Origin of the sequence: Paenibacillus sp. PSB04 (assembly GCF_025809195.1) — a bacterium.
Lineage (GTDB): Bacteria > Bacillota > Bacilli > Paenibacillales > Paenibacillaceae > Paenibacillus_AQ > Paenibacillus_AQ favisporus.
In genome coordinates, this window is sequence record NZ_CP081301.1 from 1,907,148 (window position 1) to 1,929,115 (window position 21,968).

At 52.3% G+C, this 21,968-nt stretch carries 15 protein-coding genes; all 15 read left to right on the forward strand.

Annotated elements, in window-relative coordinates:
* Window positions 1-56: 56 nt before the first annotated feature.
* The 15 genes from K2F33_RS09025 (at window position 57) to K2F33_RS09095 (ending at window position 21,891) form a co-directional block, all read left to right on the forward strand.
* Window positions 57-1,298, forward strand: coding sequence for a glycoside hydrolase family 125 protein (locus K2F33_RS09025; RefSeq protein ID WP_263882322.1), 1,242 nt, complete (start codon window positions 57-59; stop codon window positions 1,296-1,298).
* Window positions 1,299-1,572: 274 nt separating this feature from the next.
* Window positions 1,573-3,294: a response regulator transcription factor gene (locus K2F33_RS09030; protein WP_263881478.1), complete on the forward strand. Its 1,722-nt coding sequence runs from the start codon at window positions 1,573-1,575 to the stop codon at window positions 3,292-3,294.
* Window positions 3,295-3,309: 15 nt separating this feature from the next.
* Window positions 3,310-5,115, forward strand: a complete 1,806-nt coding sequence (locus K2F33_RS09035; protein WP_263881479.1) for a cache domain-containing sensor histidine kinase — start codon at window positions 3,310-3,312, stop codon at window positions 5,113-5,115.
* A 63-nt stretch (window positions 5,116-5,178) separates the two neighbouring features.
* Window positions 5,179-6,591, forward strand: a complete 1,413-nt coding sequence (locus tag K2F33_RS09040) for an ABC transporter substrate-binding protein (RefSeq protein WP_263881480.1) — start codon at window positions 5,179-5,181, stop codon at window positions 6,589-6,591.
* A gap of 397 nt (window positions 6,592-6,988) precedes the next feature.
* A complete protein-coding gene (locus tag K2F33_RS09045; RefSeq protein WP_263881481.1) occupies window positions 6,989-8,407 on the forward strand; it encodes an ABC transporter substrate-binding protein in 1,419 nt (472 codons plus the stop codon).
* A 122-nt stretch (window positions 8,408-8,529) separates the two neighbouring features.
* Window positions 8,530-11,502 (forward strand): extracellular solute-binding protein, encoded by a 2,973-nt coding sequence (locus K2F33_RS09050; RefSeq protein ID WP_263881482.1) that lies wholly within the window; start codon window positions 8,530-8,532, stop codon window positions 11,500-11,502.
* A 21-nt stretch (window positions 11,503-11,523) separates the two neighbouring features.
* Complete coding sequence (locus K2F33_RS09055) at window positions 11,524-12,474, forward strand: carbohydrate ABC transporter permease (protein WP_212984980.1); 951 nt, start codon at window positions 11,524-11,526, stop codon at window positions 12,472-12,474.
* Window positions 12,475-12,494: 20 nt separating this feature from the next.
* Window positions 12,495-13,352, forward strand: coding sequence for a carbohydrate ABC transporter permease (locus tag K2F33_RS09060; RefSeq protein ID WP_089550416.1), 858 nt, complete (start codon window positions 12,495-12,497; stop codon window positions 13,350-13,352).
* Between the two features lie 9 nt (window positions 13,353-13,361).
* Window positions 13,362-14,786, forward strand: coding sequence for an NHL repeat-containing protein (locus K2F33_RS09065; RefSeq protein WP_212984981.1), 1,425 nt, complete (start codon window positions 13,362-13,364; stop codon window positions 14,784-14,786).
* Window positions 14,783-15,430: a Yip1 family protein gene (locus K2F33_RS09070; protein ID WP_076172755.1), complete on the forward strand. Its 648-nt coding sequence runs from the start codon at window positions 14,783-14,785 to the stop codon at window positions 15,428-15,430. The genes K2F33_RS09065 and K2F33_RS09070 overlap by 4 nt, the downstream gene beginning before the upstream one ends.
* Before the next feature lie 10 nt (window positions 15,431-15,440).
* Window positions 15,441-17,690, forward strand: a complete 2,250-nt coding sequence (locus K2F33_RS09075) for a DUF5696 domain-containing protein (protein WP_263881483.1) — start codon at window positions 15,441-15,443, stop codon at window positions 17,688-17,690.
* A complete protein-coding gene (locus K2F33_RS09080) occupies window positions 17,687-18,556 on the forward strand; it encodes a carbohydrate ABC transporter permease (RefSeq protein WP_263881484.1) in 870 nt (289 codons plus the stop codon). The genes K2F33_RS09075 and K2F33_RS09080 overlap by 4 nt, the downstream gene beginning before the upstream one ends.
* A gap of 27 nt (window positions 18,557-18,583) precedes the next feature.
* The gene (locus tag K2F33_RS09085; RefSeq protein WP_263881485.1) at window positions 18,584-19,570 is read left to right on the forward strand and encodes a carbohydrate ABC transporter permease; all 987 of its coding nucleotides are present in this window, start codon (window positions 18,584-18,586) and stop codon (window positions 19,568-19,570) included.
* Between the two features lie 53 nt (window positions 19,571-19,623).
* Entirely contained in the window at window positions 19,624-20,679 is a 1,056-nt protein-coding gene (locus K2F33_RS09090; protein ID WP_263881486.1) for a glycoside hydrolase family 76 protein, read from the forward strand.
* Window positions 20,680-20,871: 192 nt separating this feature from the next.
* Window positions 20,872-21,891: a LacI family DNA-binding transcriptional regulator gene (locus K2F33_RS09095; RefSeq protein WP_076172759.1), complete on the forward strand. Its 1,020-nt coding sequence runs from the start codon at window positions 20,872-20,874 to the stop codon at window positions 21,889-21,891.
* Window positions 21,892-21,968 lie beyond the last annotated feature (77 nt).

Here is a 21,968-nt window from a genome sequence, read left to right on the forward strand (position 1 = left end):
AGCGCATGAAATCACTGGGTACGGAGCCTGTTACTTTGGAACGGTTGGCCGGGAGAATGTCCGAACAGCTGGCCGGAGAGACGCGTTTGCTGGACATTTTTCAAAATGCGATACGGAATACTTGGGGGACGACGCTGAAACGGATGGAGGACGGAACGACTTTCGTCATCACCGGCGATATTCCGGCGATGTGGCTGCGCGACTCGGCTGCGCAGGTGCGGCCGTTTCTGGTGCTGGCGAAGGAGGATCCGGAAGCTGCCGACATGATCGAAGGCTTGGTGCGGCGGCAGCTGGATTCGATTTTGCTGGACCCTTATGCAAACGCCTTCAACGAGGAGGCCAACGGGCGCGGCCACCAGGCGGACGAGACAGAGATGACCCCCTGGATATGGGAACGCAAATACGAAATCGATTCGCTCTGCTATCCGCTTCAGCTCAGCTACCTGCTCTGGAAGAACACGGGCAGAACCTCGCAATTCCAGGGCAGCTTCCGTCAAGCTGCGGAGGCCATATTGGATTTGTGGACGGTGGAGCAGCGCCATGAAGAGCGGTCGCCTTACCGGTTCCAGCGGAAGGACTGCGTGCCGAGCGATACGCTGGTGCGGGACGGCAAAGGCGCGGAGACGGCTTATACGGGCATGACCTGGTCCGGATTCCGGCCGAGCGACGATGCGTGCGAATACGGCTATCTGGTTCCTTCCAATATGTTCGCCGTCGTGGTGCTCGGCTATTTGCAGGAAATCGCCGTCGTGGTGCTGCAGGATGAAGAACTGCAGGGCAGGGCCGCCAAGCTTGCCCAGGAGATCGAGCAGGGCATCCGGGAGCACGGCATCGTGCAGCATCCGGAATTCGGGCCGATTTACGCCTATGAAACCGATGGCTTGGGCCATCACAATCTGATGGACGACGCCAACGTGCCGAGCCTGCTGTCGATTCCGTATCTCGGTTACCGGGACGCTTCGGATGAGGTATACCAGAATACACGGCGGTTTATTCTGAGCCGGAACAATCCTTACTATTTTGAAGGAACTGCGGCCGAGGGGATCGGCAGCCCGCATACACCGCAGGGCTACATTTGGCATATCGCCCTGGCGATGCAAGGGTTGACCGTGGACAGCCGTGAGGAGAAGCTGCGCCTGCTGCAGGTGATGAGCCGAACGGATGCGGGAACCGGGCTGATGCACGAAAGCTTTAAGGCCGACGATCCGGCGGAGTATACGAGACCTTGGTTCTCGTGGGCAAACATGATGTTCTGCGAACTGCTGATGGATTACTGCGGCATCCGCGTGATGCGCTAAGAGAGATAATCCCAGCTATCTAATAAAGTGCGGAGTTGGACGAAGGCTTTCCTGCACCTCGATATTACTTTCCTCCTACTTCCGTAGGGGGAATTTTTGTTTCATCGCCTTGGCAGGGGCCAAGAGCTTGTTGCATATGTGAGGAGACAGAGCGAAGTAAAAATATTACACTTAATCCAAAGATAAAAACATTATATTACTTTTGCTGCTTCTGTAATATTGGTGTAACACAGCCTGGTTTGTGTTGGGCTGATCGAAAAGGAGGGCATACACAGTGATAAAACTCATGGTAGTCGATGACGAGCACTGGATTCGGGAAGGCTTGAAAAGGACCATTGATTGGAGCTCACACGGAATCCAATTTATCGGTGACGCCGAGGATGGTTGCAAGGCGTTGGAATTAATCGAAGCCCATGTTCCGGAAATTATCATTTCGGATATCAAGATGCCCACAATGGATGGTATGGATTTAATGGAAGAAATCAAAAAGCGCGGAATCGATACAAAGGTTATTTTTATTAGCGGCTTCAGCGATTTTGCGTATGCGCAGAAGGCGGTCAAGCTAGGAGCGTTTGACTATATTCTCAAACCGGTTGAAGAACCGATTTTGCTTGAAATTATTGAACGCTGCATCAGCGAAATCAGACAGAAGCAGGAGCTGAACTCCCGCCTCCAGGAATTGTCGGGCCGCATTCGGGAAAGCTTGCCGCTCGCCAGACAGAAGCATCTGGAGATGTGTTTAACCCGATCTTTGACAGAGCGAGAGATGCAATCCGCATGGGAAGCCCTTCATATCAACCTCGATCCGAAACGGCTGATCGTTATGGCGATGGTCGTCCACGAGTGGGGAGACCGGGAGATGGACGAAAGCGGATGCTCGCTCATGAGGTACGCGCTCGGAAATTTGGTGGAAGAAATCCTGTCCCAAAAGGGCATCCGGTGCTTGGCTTGTCCTTTACAAGGGAATGATTTTGCGGACATTGCGCTGATTGCTTCGCTAAGTGAGCCCGTAAGTGAGCCCGATACCTCTTTCGGCGTCGAGGACTTGTACCGCTATATGGATGGCGTTATTGAAGATGCGCTTCAAGTGTTAGGCGTTCGAATCAGCATAGGGATCAGCGGCTTAAGAGAGCGGACGCAGCTTGCATCCTCTTTTAGGGAAGCGCTTACTATAAGCATGAACTATTTGGTTCACGGACCCGGGCAGGTCCACACTGCCCCGATGGACGGCAGTTCAGCAGGTCATGGATCCAAGCCCCGCCCGGCTGAGCAGCTGGACTACCGCATGGCTGCATGCATGGGGCAATTGGCGGCGGACGTTCTGCTCACGGATCACAAAGCGGACTCCCTTGACTCGGCATTGTCGAATCGGATTCTGCATGCCATGAAGCTGAAGGATGCGGGCAGATTGTCCGAACTGCTCGATGTACAAACCGGGCTGCTTCAAGAGCTCATCAAGCAGACGCCGGCCATTGCCGTGCGGTATGAAATGAATATGCACATCAGCATCCTTTTGTCCAAGTGGCAGGAGCTGCTCCAGGCAAAGGATCATTCCAAGGCTTCCACCATTACGCATCAACACAAGCTTCAGCTCTACAGGTGTTCCATTGGCGATTGGAAGGCCATGATCATGGACACCTTCCTCATAAAGGATACTCATGCACCCTCAATTGCGCATAAGCGAACGATAGAAACGGCGCTGCGTTATATCCATGATAACTACCACCTTGGCATCAGCCTTCATAACGTGGCCGAAAAAATTTACATGAATCCCTCTTACTTCAGCAGAGTGTTTCACGAAGAGGTTGGCGAAACGCTCAGCCGCTATCTCATTCGAATCCGAATCGCGAAGGCGAAAGAATTGCTTGAACAGACCCCTCTAAAGGTATATGAAGTCGCAGACCGGGTCGGATATCGGGATTTTCGGCATTTCGTCAAAACCTTTAAGGAATGGGAAGGCATGACGCCCGCTCAATACCGTAATTACGGGGCATAAGAAGAGAGGGACCTCATGAGACTGCAGTTCATCGATAGAATCAAGTTCAATTCGGTCGGAATGAAGGTGTTCGGATTCTACGTAGCCAGCATGATCGTCATTATTACCGTTATGGGATATCTATCCTATGATAAATCCGCTCAGATGATGGAGAACAAAATCGGAGGCATGGCGCTTCAGAATGTTCAGCAGATGAGCAAGCGGGTCGATATCCTTCTGGAGGGATACGAGGACCGTTCCCTTCTTGTCGTCGGCAATAAGGATATTCAGAAGCAGCTCATGGGAGATTTTATGGACGAGAAGGAAAGGATTCAGACGAATAACGCGAATACCGCCTTTCTATCGAACCTGGTAAACTCCAGGAATGATATGAATAATATTTATCTGCTCAGCGAGAGGGGCTACTCCTACCGCTATTCACCCAAAGAATCCTTTCCGGTCTACAATTCTTACCCCTATGAATATTTCACGGAGGCCTGGTATCAACAAATCCGTCAGGCTGACGGCAGGCTCGTCTATTTCGGCATCATGCCTTCATTAATAAAAGGTCCGAGCTCCGAGCCTGTTTTTACCTTTGGCCGTGCCCAGAAAAATATGAAAGGCCGCGGAGAAATTATCGGCGTCGTGCTGTACGAAGTCGATCCGGCGGAGGTCCGGGAAATTTTGGCGGAAATCGATTATGACGGGTCGGGAATCAACGTCATGATTGACGATACCGGCCAGATCAAAGGGGATAAGGGTGGAATCCTATTGTCCAGCAAACTGGACATTCCGTTTAAGGAAGAGCGTCAGGGAACGCTAAGCTACTCCATAGACGGGCAAGAGATGCTGGTCGTCTACAGCCAATTGGAGACGAACCATTGGAGGCTCGTCGGCATGCTGCGCAGCGATGATTTGATGAAGGAAGCGATGGATATTCGCTGGTATATGCTGTCGCTGGGCATTGTTTTTTCCTGCATCGGTATCCTGCTCGCGATCATTATCGCTTCTGCCGTCCACCGGCCGCTTCAGAAGATGACGCATGCGATGCGCCGAGCCAGGGACGGCGATTTCAACATCCGGATTGTCGATAAACGAGAGGACGAATTCGGCTATTTGTTTACCCATTTTAACCAGATGGTGGCCCATATCAAAGAATTAATCAACGAACTGTATGTGCAGAAGCTGCTGGAACGGGATCTTCAGCTGAAAATGCTGGGATCTCAAATTAACGCTCATTTTCTGTACAATACGCTCGATTCCGTCCACTGGATTGCCCGCATACATAAAGTTGACGACATTAGCACGATGATCTTCGGACTGTCGAAGTATTTGCGGATCAGTCTGAGCGAGGGAAGGGATGAAGTGCCGGTCAGCCAGGTCGTCCATTTGATCGAGAGCTATATCATGATCCAGAAAGTCCGGTATAAGGACAAGTTTACGCTCTATGTGCAAGCGGACGAATCGCTGATGAATTATAGAGTGCTCAAATTTATTTTTCAGCCGATCGTAGAGAATGCGATTTATCACGGGCTGGAGCGAAAATCAGGCAAGGGCCGGCTGGATATCGCCTTTACCCGGGAAGGCAGCTGCCTGAAATTCGTCGTTACGGACGACGGTGCCGGAATTGCGCCGGATAAGCTGGCTGAATTGAAGCACATTCTGGGCGGAGAACAGCCTGCGGAGGAAAGCAGCTTCGCGCTGAGAAATATTAATTCACAAATAAAAATCGCATATGGCGCCCAGTACGGGATCGAGATGGAGAGCAGCCTGGGGGAAGGAACGAAAGTAACCATGACGATCCCGCTCACGAAACGAAGCCCTGCCCAGCAAGTCAGTTGAAGCGAGTTTCGTATGACAGCGTGCGTAGATGATTACAAGAGAAAGTTAAAAGTGGAGGTAACGATGAAAGTGTTCTTGACTCGTCGAAAGATGCCTGTTCTTTTCATACTTGTACTCCTGGCCACCGTAATCATGGTATGGAACGCTTATGTCAGCAAGGGAGCGACATTCAACGTTAATTCGGAATTATTAGGCAAAAATGCTGCGAGCAGCTCGATTAGGCATAACGGCCCTGTAACGATAAGCTTCTGGTATTCGTGGGTCGGCGGATTTCAGGACGAATTCTACGATACGGTCGTGAAGCCGTTCGAAGAGGCAAACCCGGATATCAAGGTTGAAATGACCTTCATCGAGAACTCGGACAATTCACAAGGCTCGGATAAGCTGTTGACGGCGATTGCCGGAGGGAAGGCGCCGGATGTCGCGATGATCGACCGGTTTATTGTAGGCGAATGGGCGGCGATGGGCTCCATTGAAGACATTTCGGCTTATGCGAATCGTGAAGATATGGCGAGTATTTATTATAAAAGCGTGTGGGCGGAGTCCCAATACGACGGCAAAACGTACGCCCTCCCTTGGAATATGGACAGCCGCGCCATGTATTATAACAAAACGATGATGAAGCAGGCGGGTTTTAATCCCGACAATCCCCCGAGAACCATTGCCGGTCTGGATGCCATGGCAGAGAGGATGTTCAAAACGAACGGGGACGGCGCATATGAGCAAGTCGGATTCGTCCCGTGGATGGGTCAGGGCTTTTTGTATACGCATGGATGGAACTTTGGCGGCGAATGGGAGCGAGGCGGGAAGCTGACGCCGAACGATCCGCGGAACGTTAAAGCGCTGGAGTGGGTGCAGGGCTACGCCGACAAGTACGATGTAAAGAAGCTGTTGAAATTTTCGGAGATGATGAGACAAACCGGAAGAAACTCCTTTTTGTCCGGCAAAGTCGGATTTGTCTATGAAGGCAACTGGCTTCTTAATGAGATGGAAGATTTGGATTTCGAGTGGGGTGTGGCGCCGATGCCTACAATTGATGGCAGCCGGCCGGTCACATGGTCAGGGGGGTGGTCGTTCGTCATGCCCAAAGGGGCGAACAATAAAGAGGAAGCTTGGAGGTTTATGAAGTACGTAGCGGGCAAGGAAGGCTCGCTCCTATGGGCCGGCCGCGAGGGCGGCAGGAATGATCTGATGTGCATTCCGGAAGTGAATGCCAAGCTCGGCTTGGATCAGAAGGGACCGATGAAGGTGTTTACAGAGCTGCTTGGGAATGCCTACATCAGGCCCGTCACACCTGTGGGCGGATATATGTGGGATGAAATGCTCCGTGTGCAAACGCTGGCGATGAATCTGCAGGGGGAACCGGGAGAGCTCTTGAATGAAATGAAGAAGAACGTCGATGCTGAATTGGCTAAGGTCATGGGGTACGGAAACCGCAAAATGGAGCATCCCCAAGGCCGCGATGAGCAGCCGTAAGAGTGTCTGTCATGTATGACAGGCACTCTTTTTTTCTTGCCTCGAATAGAAACGCAAAGCCGATGGCTCCCCTTCCAAGATAGTAAAGATAGTACACGAAATACAAAAGCAGTCTCATTATCCCCTCTCATAAAAGCGTTTACACTAAAAAGGAACTAACTTCATTAGTACCATTTAAAACCTATATAAGATGAACTAAAGAATAGGATGCAGGCAAGGGAGTAAAATGATTCCGAAGAAGCGAAGCGGTCACATTTGGCTTTCGGATTTCTACCTCACATGGGTTCAAACAAATCAAGAAATCCGAAAACAAGAGGGATCGTAGGGACATTTTACGTACTTGCCCCCATTCCTAGTTCAATATTTCAACTTATATATGCAAAAAGGAGGCATGTAAGTGAGGAAAAAGAAGGGCGCCACTCATTTGAGAAGAGCGATGCTCAAGTATCTGGTTACCGCATTATCGGTATGTTTCGTATTAACAGGCTGCGGGGGCTCGGGCGGGTCCAGCGGAGAGAATGGAGCCAAGGATACAAAGGGAACGGACAGTACAAATCAACAGACCGATACCGCCAAGAAAAATACCGATACGGGTAAAGGCGGCGGTGAAAAGGTAACACTTGAGCTCTGGGGTTGGGGAGGCAAATTCCAGACGGACTACACGAAAATTGTCATCAGCGAATTTGAGAAAGAGCACCCGAATATCAAGGTGAAATACATCATCGATCAAGGGGGCACGGATAAGCTGACGACGCTGATTGCCGGCGGTACGCCTCCGGACGTAGCGGTGCTCGACCGCTTCATGGTAGGGCAATGGGCAGCAAAGGGATCGCTGGAAAGTCTGCAGCCGTTCGTCGATGCCGGAGAAGAAGTACGCGCCGACGATTATTATCCGGGCGTCTGGGCGGAAGCGAATTATAAGGACCAGCTCTATGCGATGCCGTTCACCACAGATAACCGGGCGCTTTATTATAATAAAACGCTTATGAAGGAAGCGGGTCTCGACCCGGAGAAGCCGCCGGTCACGATTGCGGAATTGGACGCGATGGCGGAGAAAATGTTCAAGAAAACAAGCAATGGCAGCGGCTATGAGCAGGTCGGCTTTATTCCATGGGCAAACCAAACCTACTTATACACGCAAAGCTGGAACTTCGGCGGAGAATGGACCAATGGCGAGGAATTGACGCCAAACCACCCGCAAATTGTGAAAGCGCTTGAATGGATGGTCAGCTACGCCAAAAAATACGATATGTCCAAAATCAACAAGTTCAACGATGTTATGGGCAAAACCGGCATCAATTCGTTCTGGACCGGCAAAGTCGGATTCGTCGTGGACGGCAACTGGGTGCTGAACGATTTGACCAGCAATGCGAAGGTGAAGCCTACCTTCGAGTGGGGCGTCGCGCCGATGCCTTCCGCGGAAGGCTATCCTCAAACGACATGGGCAGGCGGCCATTCCTGGGTCATGCCGAAGGGAGCCAAGCATCCGCAGGAAGCATGGGAGCTCCTCAAGTTTATCGGCGGCTATAAGGGCACGCTGCTCTGGGCCAAGCGGGCGGATGCAGGCAACGATATTACGACGATGCCGAAGGTGAACGAAGAAATTAAGATTACCGAGAATCCGAAGCTGAAGGTGTTCGTCGATTTGATGCCTGTGGCGCATTACCGCCCTGTTACGCCTGTTGGCCAGAAGCTGTGGGATGAAACCTTCCGTGTTCAGGATTTGGCCTTGAACGGAAAGGGCGAGCCGAAGAAGCTGCTGGACGAAGTCAAGAAGAACGTCGATAACGAGCTCAAAAAACTGGAATCGAAATAATCAAGGTGGACCGGTTTCATAAGGAGGGGGCGGCTGAATCGCCTGTCCCCTTTCTTCATCAGAAGGAAGAGAACCGCTTAAGGGACATCCTGATGAATTGAACGACAAAGAGGTGACGGTGCTTGAAATGGCGTTGGAATGATGCACTAAAGTGGAAGAGAGTCATGCTTATATCGATCACTTTTCTTGTCTTTTCGCTGACCTTCGGTGAGAGCTTTCATTCTTATGCCAACAACGAACGTTTACGGGACCGGAATCAGAATCAAGGCGTTCCGCTGACGAATGACCAATTAGCCGTGAACAGTATTTTGGAGCCGACTTACGCGAAGACGCTGGCCGGATATAAGAAAGAGGGCTATCCGCCTGCCGATCAACCGGACATCGTGATGAAAGCCGATCAGCATTCGGCGTTTGGAGGCACGAAGCCGGTCTTGGAAACGGTAGACGGCCATTCCGCTCTTGTGTGGGACAGCAAGACAACGTGGATCGAATGGTCGGTAGATATCCCGCAGGACGGTCTTTACAACCTGGCCCTAAGTTATTATCCGATGCCGGGAAAAAGAATGCCGATTCAGCGGGAGCTGCTTATCGACGGAGAAAGCCCGTTTCGCGAGGCGCAGCGTATCTATTTCTACCGCAGCTGGGTCGACCGGGGCGATCCGGCCCAAAACAACCAGGGAGACGACGTCAGACCCAAGCAAATCGAGAAGCCGCAGTGGATGGACCTTCCGGTTTCGGACGGGAATGGTCTGTACCCGGAACCCTTCCAATTTTATATGACCGCAGGCAAGCATGTCATTCGGATGAATTATTTGCTCGAACCGATGGCCATCGACGAGATCCGGATTACGTCACCGGAGCAGCTGCCCAGCTATGCCGAAGTGGAGCAGGCCTACACCGCGCAAGGCTATGAACCCGCCCAGCAGATCAATGTGAAAGTGCAGGCGGAGAACAATCCGACGAAATCCGATCCGACGATCCGCAGAGAATCGAATGGCGATCCGTTAATGGAGCCGGCAGGCGATGGGCGAATCCGGCTGAACGCATTTGGCGACTGGCGCTGGAGGAAAGGCGGTCAGAAGGCATCGTGGGCGTTTTCGGTTCCGCAGGACGGGTTGTATAAGATTGGGCTGAAATTTGGACAATGGTGGGGCGATGGGCTGCCGTCCTATCGTCAAATTCTTATAGATGGGAAAGTTCCGTTCAAAGAATTGGAGCTGTACCCTTTTACCTACTCGCGCAACTGGCGGATTGAAACGCTGCATAAGGACAATGAACAAACAGGAAAAGATGAACCCCTGCTTGTGTACTTAACGAAAGGCGAGCATACGCTGACGATGACCGCCCAGGTCGGGCCGTATCAACCGATCATGGAAGCTTTGACGGCTGATACCCAGAAGCTCTCTGATCTGTACAGGCGCATTATTATGATCACGGGACCGACGCCGGATCCGAACTTCGAATACGAGCTGAACAAGAAGGTGCCGAAGCTGATTGAGGACTTGAAGGTCATCGCGGACGATCTGCTCGTTCAGATGGATGCGCTCAAGGCTCTGTCGGATGTAGAGCCGAGCACGGTGAACAGTCTGCGGATGATGAACCACACGTTCGAGAAAATGATCCGTAACCCCGATTCGATTCCAAGACAATTATCAGAGCTCAGCAACAGCCAAACGAACCTCAGCACACTGCTGATGGATCTCCAGAATGTGCCGCTTGTTCTGGATTACATCCTGATCAGCGCCCCGGATACGAAATATCCGAAGGTAAAATCCAACGTTCTGCAAAAATCGGTCAGCACGTTCAAAAACTTCATGGCTTCCTTTACGAAGGACTATACGGGCGTAGGCAGCGTCTACGACAACGAAACGGGGGAGGAAGAGGGTCCGGTTATCGAGGTTTGGGTATCCCGGGGCAAAGAGTGGGCGGAAATTATGAAGGAAATGGCGGAGGAAGACTTTACGCCCAAAACCGGCATACGCATCAACATCAATACGCTCCCGGCCGGCCAATTGAACTCGGGCTCCGTCAACACGCTGCTGCTTGCGGCAAGCTCCGGCAGAGCGCCGGATGTCGCAACAGGCGTCGATGCGCATCTGCCTGTCGAATTTGCGATCCGGGATGCTTCCGTCGATTTAACGCAGTTTCCTGATTATGAACAAGTCAGCAAACGGTTCCTTGCGGGATCGCTCATTCCTTTCAAATACAACGGGGGGAACTATGCGCTTCCGGAAACGCAGGATTTCAACTTGCTGGTCTTCCGGAAAGATATCTTGAACGAGCTAGGCGTCAGCATCCCGAAGACATGGGATGAGGTCTATGCTCTGCTTCCGATTCTGCAGCAGAACGGGATGCAGATGTACTACCCGATCACGCAGCTTGGCTTCATGCCGTTTCTTTACCAGAATGGCGGCGACTATTACAAGGAGAACGGAACAAAGTCGGCGCTGGATTCACCGGAAGCCTTCCAGGCCTTCACGGAATGGACGGAGCTGTATACCAATTACAAATTCCCGGTCATGGCCAACTTTTTCAACAGGTTCCGTACTGGGGAAATGCCGATTGGGATCGCGGATTATCTCACGTATGTGCAGCTCTCTACTGCAGCGCCGGAGCTGATCGGACGCTGGGGCGTCGCCCCGTCTCCCGGCCATCAGAAGGCCGATGGATCGATTGACCGCACGACCGGTGGAGCGGTACAGTCCGTTGCGATCTTCAAGCAATCGGAGCATCAGCAGGAATCCTGGGAGTTCCTGAAATGGTGGACGAGTACAGAGGTTCAGCTGCAGTTCGGCCAAGAGCTGGAGGCGCTGCTCGGCGTCGAGGCCCGCTGGAATACGGCGAATATAGACGCTTTATCGCAGCTGCCATGGCCGGAGGACGACCTCAAGGCATTGAAGGACCAATGGAAGTACTACAAAGAGCAGCCGTACGTGCTCGGCGGCTACTTCACGGGGCGGAACATCGATAACGCCTGGAACCGCGTCGTTCTTGGAGGCATGAATATCAGGGAGTCGCTGGAGAAGGGCATCAAGGATATTAACAAAGAGCTTAACGCCAAGCAGAAGGAATTCGGGTTCACGCCGAAAGACTAAGGCGGCGGAAGGAGGAGCAGTATGCAAAGCAGCGTGGAGGTTAAAGGGCCGCTCCAGCTGGCACCGCAGAAGGCACGTCGATTCAAATTGACTCACGCGAGAAAGAGGGCTGCGCTCGGTTATTTGTTTCTCAGCCCGTTCCTGATTCTCTTCATCGTGTTTACCGTCATTCCCGTCGTGCAGTCGGTCTATCTCAGCTTCACCTACTACAACATGCTCCAACCGGCGAAGTGGGTAGGCTTATCCAACTACAGCGTCTTGTTTCTGGAAGACGACATCTTTCTCACATCGCTAAAAAATACGTTTATCTTCGCTGTGATCGCCGGGCCGCTAAGCTATTGCTTATCCTTTTTACTCGCGTGGGTGATCAATACGCTGAAGGCCAAAATGATCTTCTCGTTGGCCTTTTACGTCCCTTCGATTACGAGCGGAATCGCTTTATCGATCGTCTGGCTGTACATATTCTCCGGAGACCGCTACGGGTTATTAAACAATGCGCTGCTCAACTGGGGCATGATCAGCGAACCGATTCTCTGGAATACGGATCCGAATACGATCATGCCGGTCATCATCATCGTTTCTTTGTGGATGAGCATGGGTACGGGATTCCTGGTATTCCTGGCGGGGCTGCAGAATGTATCGCCAGAGCTGTATGAAGCAGGCGCCATTGACGGGATTTCCAGCCGGTTTCAGGAATTGTGGTTCATTACGCTGCCGCTGATGAAGCCGCAGCTGCTGTTCGGCGCGGTCAACGCCATTGTTGGCGCTTTCGGGGTGTTCGACATTGCCGTGGCCATCTCCGGTATGCCGAGCCCGAACTATGCGGGCCATACGATTATTGCGCATCTGTTCGACTATGCCTTCATCCGGTTCGAGCTGGGATACGCATCGGCAATCGCCGTCTTCCTGTTTGTAGTCACGTTCGGCTTAGGCCGCATCGTGATGCGGTTACTATCGTCCAAAGATCAATAAGGGGGCTAAAGGACGTGACGATGAGCTTTACGAAATTTATCGCCCGTTTCAACAGGGGTTTGTTATACGCGTTTATGATCGCATTGGTCGGATTTACGTCCTTGCCGATCGTATATATGATTTCCACGGCTTTCAAACCGCTCGATGAGCTGTTTCTTTATCCGCCGAGATTTTTCGTTCAGAAGCCGACCCTGCGCAGCTTCTTTGATCTGCTTACCGCGACGGACAGCTCTGTCGTTCCTTTCTCGCGGTACATCTTCAACAGCTTGTTCGTCTCCGTTGCGGTCGTGCTCTCCAGCTTGGTTGTGTGCTGCCTGGGAGCGTACGTGTTATCCAAGTTCAAGCCGCCGGGTGCGGGCTTCATCTTCTCCGTCATCCTGTCCGCTCTGATGTTCTCGCCGCAGGTGACCCAGATCCCGACTTATATGATCGTATCGAGCTTAGGATTGGTCAATACGTATTGGGCGTTAATTCTGCCGAAGATTGCCGTGGCCTTCAATATCTTCCTCATGAAACAGTTCTTCGACCAAATTCCCGATGCCCTGATCGAGGCTGCGCATATCGACGGAGCATCGGATTGGAAAATCTTCTGGAGGGTGATTATGGCGGTGAGCAAGCCGGCCTGGGCAACGTTGATTATTTTCTCTTTCATCGGGAACTGGAACGATTTCTTTTCGGCGCTCGTGTTTACGACAAGCGAATCGATGAAGACGCTGCCGCTGGCGATTCAGACACTGGCTGGAGGGCCTGGCGTCGTTGCGCGGACGGGTGCGCTGGCTGCCGGCACGTTCCTGATGACGCTTCCTCCGATTCTCATCTTCCTGCTGTTCCAGAAGCTGATTATGAATACGATGGTTCATTCCGGGATCAAATCATAGGGGGCGGATATGGTGTACAAACGAATAACGGCGGGTATACTCGGCGGTCTGCTGTTTCTGATCAGCAGCTTGCCTGCCCATGCGCTCCCGCAAATGTCTTATACGCTCGATCCGATGTATGGCCATCGGATGCCGATCCCCCTGACCTATACGGTAGACACGATCATTATGGATGTTGGCCAGCCCGGCTTGAATAAACCGAACGACTTGTTTATCGACGAGAAGGGGCTCTTATACGTAGCCGACACGGATAACAACCGGATTGTGAAATTGGACGGCCAAGGGAAAGTGCTGGGCATCTTCGGGAAAGAACAAGGCGTCGAGCTCAGCAGTCCGAGCGGTATCTATGTCGATAGCCTCGGTCATATGTTCGTAGCGGACACGGGCAGCGGCAGGATCATTCATCTGTCTCCGAAAGGGGAATTGATCGAAGAGTTCGTCAAGCCGGAATCTTCCTTGCTGAGCGAAGATTTGGATTTTTCCCCGGATAAAGTCATCATGGACCGGCGCGGTTATCTCTATGCGCTCAATAAAAATGACTACAGCGGCTTCATGATGATCGACGCGATGAACCAGTTCCGCGGCTACATCGGCGCCAACCGCGTTCCGTTCGACTGGAAGAAGCTGCTCATCCGGTTACTGGCAACACCGGAGCAGCGGGAGCAGCTGAACAATGCGGTTCCTCCGCAAAATTCAAATATCACAATCGACGGTAAAGGATTTATTTATACGCCGACGGTTCTGATCGAAGCGGACCAGCTTAAGAAGTTTAATGCCATGGGTGAAAACATCTACAAGAAGGCATTTTTCGGCGAAGCCTCGATCGAAAGCGGGGCGCTGGAAAACCCATATTTCATCGATATGGCTGTCGATCAATACGGGGTCGTGAACGCGCTCGACGCGATGTCGCGGAAGATCTATCAATACGATCAGGAAGGAAATCTGCTTGCCGTATTCGGCGGACAAGGCGATGAGAAGGGGCGCTTTGAATACCCGACGAGCATCGTCGTCGATAAGGCGGGCAAAATCTACGTGCTGGACCGGGACCGCAATAACATTCAAATTTTTCAGCCGACACGCTTCGCGGAATTGGTCCACCAAGCGAGCCAGCTGCACTTCAACGGGCGTTACCAGGAAGCGATGGTGCCCTGGAAGGAAGTGCTGAAGATCGACGAGAACTATCCGCTCGCCCACCGCGGCGTGGCGAAAGCGCTGATGAAGGAAGAGAGATGGAAGGAAGCGATGCGGGAATTTAAGCTGGGCAATGACCAGGAAGGGTATTCACTCGCTTTTGCCGAGTACCGGCATGGCTTGTTGCGTGAGTATTTGGGCTGGATTATCTTGGCCGTCGTTCTCATCGTGGTCGCCATCTACTTTATCGTCAAATTCATGATCCGCGTCACGAATACCGTCATAAGGAGGTATGGCTATTGATCAGAACGGCGGATATCAAACAGTCGGGTCTCCGGTCACTGCGGCTGGGCATAGCAATACTGTTCCATCCGGTGGACGGTTTTGAGGAACTGCAGAAAAACAAGCATTTGATCTCGGCATTCGTCTTAATCCTGCTGACCATCAGCGTCAGAATTATATCGATCTATATGACCAGCTTTCATATGACGTCGCTTCAGCCGAAGGATGCCAATTTAAATTTGGAAATCATCCGCTTCGTCGTCCCGCTGATCTCGGGCGTGATTGCCTGTTATTTAATTACGGCGATTATGGACGGCGAGGCCTACTTCAGCCAAGTGTTGACCGCAATGTCCTATGCCTTGATTCCCTATATCGTATTTACCATCCCGCTGGCTGCCGTCTCCTTGGTGATGTCAAGGGGCGAACTGGGGCTGTACAACAGCATCAATTCGATCATATGGCTGTGGGTGGCCCTGCTCATCTTCATTCAACTGAAGGTGCTGAACGATTATACCTTTAAGAAGGCGGTCGGCGTCCTCCTTTTATCCATCTTTGCTTTTATTATTTTCTGGGGAACGGTAGGGCTTGTCTTCGCTTTGACGAACCACGTTCTTCAATTTGTGCGTGAAGTGGCCGTAGAAGTCAGATACTTACTGGAAAATTGAGGGGGGTACCATGAAAACGAGACTCGCCAAACGATGGATCTACTATTTAACCGTCAGCGTCATCATTGCTGCGCTCGTGCTTCTGGCGTTACCCTCCGTGCAAAGGGCCATGGAACGGGCCAAGGAGGAAATGCGGCCGAATAAGAACCAGGTCGTTGAGAGTGAGCAGATGCCGGCTCCGGAGGAGAGCGGACAGCCGCAGAAGCCAACCAATTATGAGAAGATCGCCGAGAACGACCGGCTTGAGCTGCAGTTCCGCTCATCCGATTCCGCCATCGCGGTGATCGACAAGAGCAACGGGTACCGGTGGGAATCGGCAGTTCCGCTGCAGGATGTCGAAACGGACGGGAATGAGCTGTGGACCGCCAGCAGTCAGTCGATTTTTCATCTGACCTACACGGATCCCCATCTGCCTGCGCTGGAAACGCAGGAGACGAACTTTGCACTTGAGCAGCCGAAGATGACGACGACCTCACTGGAAAACGGGATATCGGTCCGTTACGAGCTGCCCAGGCTGAAAATCAGCTTCGATATGAGCTTCCAATTGAAGGGGAACGCCCTCGAAGTCACCGTACCCGGCCAATCGATCCAGGAAGGGGAAGACAACTGGCTCATGTCGGTTGCTCCGCTTCCCTTCTTCGGAGCGGCATCGGATCACGATCAAGGCTATGCGGTCTATCCCGACGGGCCGGGTGCGCTGTCTTATTTTAAGACGAACCACCCGAATTATTTGAATCCTTATCGTGCGAGCGTTTACGGCGCGGATACGATTACCTTCAATTTTTTCGGACGGGAACAAAACGCGATGCTGCCGATCTTCGGCTTGAAAGTGGGCAATAACTCCTTTATGGGGATCATCACCCAAGGAGAATACGACGCGAATATCCTCTATTCGCCGAGCGGCTATCTCATTAATTTGAACCGAATATCTTCCGAGCTCGTTTACAGGCGCGAGTATGAAGCGGTTAAGAAAGACGGCAATCTGACGAAGAAGCCCGAAAAGGACCTGATCCGCGAGGATCATACCATCCGCTACATGTTCTTTAGCGGCAAAGAAGCCGATTACAGCCATATGGCGACTGCCTACAGGGAGTATTTGCTCGACGAGCAGGGCGTGGTTCCGAAGGTGAAGAAAGGGGAGGCGGTTCCTTTCGGGCTTGACCTGCTTATGGGCATTAAGAAGGACCAGATTCTGATCGATCATTTTATTCAAAATACGACGTTCTCAGAGGCGCAGGATATGATGGAGGACCTCAGCCAGCGCGGCGTTCAGTCGATTTCGGCGAACCTGCTCGGATGGACGGGCGAAGGTTACATGAGTTATCCGTCGGGATATAAGCCTTCCCGTAAGCTGGGCGGCACAAGCGGGCTGGCGAAGCTGAGCGAGTATGCGAAGACGAAGAACTACCAGCTTTTTCTGCAGGACAACTATGTCGAGGCATGGAAGGGCAACGACGGGTTCTCGTCGCGCAAAGACGTCGTTGTCGGAGCCAATCATTTTGTCGTGACCGACCGTTACAGCGAGCTCTTCTACTTGAATGCAGGCAAGCAGAATGCGCATTTCCAGAAGAAAGTGCTGAATCCGCTGCGTAAGCTGGGGATTACCGGCATTAACTTCGACGGCATCGGCAGTCAGCTCTACTACGATTATAACGACGATTACCCGCTGAAGCGCGGGGGGACAGCCAAGCAGTGGACGGAAATGATGGAGAAATCGGTCCTGCAGTTCGGCGGTGCGGCCTCGGTTGGGGGCAATGGATACAGCCTGAAGCATTCCTCCCGCCTGTTCGGCATCCCGATGGAGGACAGCGGCTTTTTCTTTACCGACGAAACGATCCCGTTCTACCAGATGGCGCTGCACGGCATTATTCCTTACTCGGGCGATCCGCAAAATTTATTCTACGATCCACAGCTGCAGTACCTCAAAATGGTGGAATACGGCTATATGCCGTACTACCAATTAACGATGAACCACTCTGAAGATTTGAAGGACACCATCTACAGCGATTTGTTCAGCTCGGCTTACAGCAACTGGGTGGATCAAGCGGTCCAATACTACAAAGAGATGAACGACAAGCTGAGGCCGGTATGGTCGCAGACGATGAAGGAGCACCGCAAACTGCAGGATGATGTCTATGAGGTCGTATATGAGGACGGGACTCGCGTCATTGTCAATTATACGCCGGGTGAGGTGACGGTCGATCATCATGTCGTTTCGGGCAAAAACTTCATCGTGGTGCCGAAGGGGGGATCAGCATGACAGGGAAAAAGTTGAGTCTGGAACGAAAAAAGATGCTGGCAGGCTATGTTTATATCGCTCCATGGGCGATCGGGTTCGCATTGTTCATGCTGTATCCTCTGATTTACTCCCTTTGGCTGGCCTTTCATGAAGTGGTCGGCGTCGGCAATTTCGATCTGGAGCCTGTCGGCTGGGGAAATTTCAACAAAGCGTTCGTGCTGGATACGCAGTTTATTCCGTTGTTCATTTCGGTGGTGCAGGATGCCGTCATCAATACGCCGCTGATTCTGGTCTTCTCTTTGTTTATCGCGATCCTGCTGAATCATAAGATCCGCGGGCGCGCCTTCTTCCGGGCAGCATTTTTCCTGCCTGTTTTGATCGGCTCCGGCCTTGCGATGCAGCAGCTGCTCTACGCAGGGGTCGGCAAAGACACGCTGGTGAACGGCATCGGCGTTCCGGAAGAAGTATTTCTGTATATGGGCCCGACGTTCTCGCAGATCGTCTTCGATATGCTGAGCAGGCTTACCGTGATCTTTTGGAAAACGGGCGTGCAGATCCTGCTCTTTTTAGCCGGACTTCAGGGGATTTCTCTGTCGCTCTATGAGTCGGCCAGATGCGACGGTGCAACCGAATGGGAGATGTTCTGGAAAATCACGCTGCCGCTGATCTCACCGATCATCCTGCTTAATCTCGTCTATACATGCGTGGATTCCTTTACGGATATCAACAACAGGATGATGGTCTATATCAAAGATACGGCCTTTACGAAGATCGAAATGGGCTACGCGTCCGGTATGGGCTGGATCTACTTCTTGTTTATCTTCCTGCTGCTCATTATCGTATTTGCTACAACCAGGCGCTTAGTCGTATACACAGGTGAAAAATGAGAATGAGGAGCAAGGAGGTGGTGCAGCGTGAAACCGATTCCGATGTCGAAGACCAAGCAGCGTGTGGCTGTGCAGCCCGAAAGTATCGCTAACCGGGCGAAAGCGTTAAGAAATAACAGCGTCATCAGCCGGATCAGCAGCAAAAGCCGCTGGTTCGCGCTCATTTACCGCATTTTCGTGTACGTCATTCTGATTGACTTGGCCTTTGTTTTTCTCTATCCGTTTATCTATATGATCACGACCTCGCTCAAGCATCCGGTGGATCTGATCGACTTCGCGATCAAGTGGATTCCGACGAGTCTGGCGTGGGAAAACTTCTACTACGGCATGAAAGGGCTGCAATTTTGGACACATTTCAATAACTCGGCCCTCATTTCCGTAGTGAGTGTGATCGGCCAGGTATTATCCTGCTCTTTCGTCGCCTATGGTTTCTCCCGCATTAGGTTTCCCGGACGGGAAATCCTGTTCGTGCTGTGCATGTTCACGATGATCATTCCGCCGCAAACGATCATCGTCCCTTTGTATATGCAGTACAAGACGATCGGCTGGCTGGACAGCGTGATGCCGCTGATCGTGCCTTCCTTTTTTGCGAATGGGCTTAGGGGCGCCCTGTTCATCTTTATCTTCCGCCAGCTGTTCCGCGGGCTTCCGTGGGAGCTGGAGGATGCGGCGAGGGTGGATGGCTGCGGAAGCTTCCGCGTATACTGGAGAATTATTCTCCCGCTTACACCGCCTGCGATCGTCGTAACGACCCTGCTGTCCTTGGTATGGCACTGGAATGACTTCTTCGAGCCGTCGATCTTCCTGACGTCGGAGGAGAAGTTCACCTTGCCGATGATGCTTCCGCGGCTCTATCAATCTCTGGATACATTGACAGGCAGCAGCTTTGAAGTGTTCAGCCTGCCTGTCGTCATGGCCGCTACATTCCTTGCGCTGATTCCGATGCTTGTCGTCTATCTCTTTCTGCAGCGGTATTTCATTCAAGGTGTGGAGCGTTCCGGGCTGGTTGAGTAAGCGGAATGAAAAGCACTCCATTCGGGTGCCGTTGAAAGGGGAGAGAGGCCGCCATGCTGTGGTCAGAACGCGCGGACGCGGCGCAGGAAGCGCTGCGCCGGCATTATTGGAACCCGGGTATCGCCATGTTTAATATTGAAACGCCGTGCCCGAACGGCGATTGCAACACGATTTTTCATTACTGGTGGATGGCGCATGCCGCCGACGTGTTGGTGGACGGACTGCTGCGCACCGGCGAGGCGGTTTACGGGGAGACGCTCGCGGAGCTGCATGACGGCATCCGGCGCCGGAACGGCGGCGTGTACCCGAATGAGCTGTACGACGATATGGAATGGATGGCGCTCGCCTGGCTGCGCGCGTACGAGGCGACCGGCGAGGAGAAGTACAAGGAAGCCGTCCACATCCTGTGGGAGGACATCCAGAGCGGATGGAACGACCATATGGGAGGCGGCATCGCGTGGCATAAATCCCAGCTGGCTTACAAAAACACCCCGGCCAATGCGCCCGCCGCCATTCTCGCGGCAAGGCTGTACCGGTGCTTTGGCAGCGCGGAGGATTTGGAGTGGGCCCGCAAAATATACGATTGGCAGCAGCGCTCCCTGGTCGATCCCGCCACCGGCTTCGTCTGGGACGGCATGAACCGGACCGGGGACGGAAGCATTGATAAGGACTGGAAGTTTACCTACTGCCAGGGTGTCTTTATCGGTGCGGGCGTGGAGCTGTGGCGGGTGAGCGGGGAGCCGGGCTTCCTCGTGGATGCTCTGCGCACGGCCGAGGCCACCAAGGCGGAGCTTGCCGCGGATGACGGCGTGTACCCGGACGAAGGAAGCGGGGACGGCGGCCTGTTCAAAGGCATCCTGGTCCGCTACCTGGCTGAGCTGAGCCTGGCCTCGGAGGAGGCAGCCCGGCTTGCCGTCCCGATGCTCGCCGCAAATGCCGGCGTGCTGTGGGACGCCGGACGAAGCGCCGCATGCCTGTTCGGAACGGACTGGAGCCAGGCGCCGGCAGATCCGGTATCCCTGAGCACCCAGCTGAGCGGTGTGAAGCTGCTGGAGCGCATGGCGGTGCTGGAGAAACTGGGGTTTGCCGATTATGAGAATAAACCATAAGCATGTTTAACGATATCTTAAGCAGTAGAACTTCATCGTTGGTATGGAAGGCAGGCTCAGTGGACCGCTCACGTAAAGTGGGCGGTCTTTTGGTTTGTTTTCCCGCTTATTAAAAAAAGGATTGTGTTGAAAGCGCTTGTATGGTATTTTATGTACATAAAAACGTTTTTATAGCAAAGGAAGAATGGTTATATGGGTAAGGTAACGATCAAGGATGTAGCTAAAGCAGCCGGAGTCTCCATTTCTACGGTTTCGAATGCATTGAATGACGTGGATGTATTGACCCCGGAGACCAAATCACATGTTCTGAAGGTGGCAGAACAATTAAATTATGTACCGAACCTGAACGGGAAGCTGCTGAAGTCGGGGAAGACCAAGATGCTTGGCTTTTTTACAACAAGCGTGGCAGGGCCCTACTTCTACACACTGGTTGAGTCGATGTCACATGAATGCGACCGTTTGGGTTACGGATTGAATGTGTTTATTACGAAGGATAAGCAGGTTATCATGAGCAATATTATGGGCGGCCGGGTGGATGGCGTCATCATATTCGAAGAGCTGAGGATCGACGACAAAGACATCGCCGCTATGGAGAAGGACAAGATCAATGCCGTGTTCCTGGATCGCGAGATTCAGAAAGAGACGATGGGCAGCATCATTTTCGACTCCTATGAGGCCGGTTATGAAGCGACTAAATATTTGATCAGCCTGGGGCATAAGAAGATTGCCTATATTTCCGGCGTGGATACGATGTTTGACAGCGTTCAGCGGAAAGAAGGATATCTGGCTGCTCTGCGCGAGTGTCAGTTTCCCATCGATGGAGACTATATCCTGCAAGGTTATTTTGAGGAAGAAGGCTCCTATAACGCAGTGAAATCCTTTCTTCACCTGCATCCCGACAAAGTGCCCGATGCTTTTCTTGCCGGTAACGACGTGAGTGCCATCGGTTGTATTCGGGCCTTGAAATCCCTGGGATACGAGGTTCCCCAAGATATAAGCGTCGTGGGCTTCGATGATATTGATATTGCGCAGTATTTTACACCGCCTCTCTCGACCGTACGCAATCAGATTGCCAGACAAGGCATTCTGGCCGTGGATCACCTGGTTCGCATGATTCAGAAGAAAGAGCAAGGCAAGACTCAGAAATTGCCTGGGGAGCTTGTCGTTCGCGGCACCAGTCATGTGAAGATCAATCGGAATAAACCGGTTTAAGTGAAAGGGCCAATGATTATTCCGATTCTTTTTTTAAAATGATACAAAATAGGAGGATATTTTTTGCCGAAAAATAA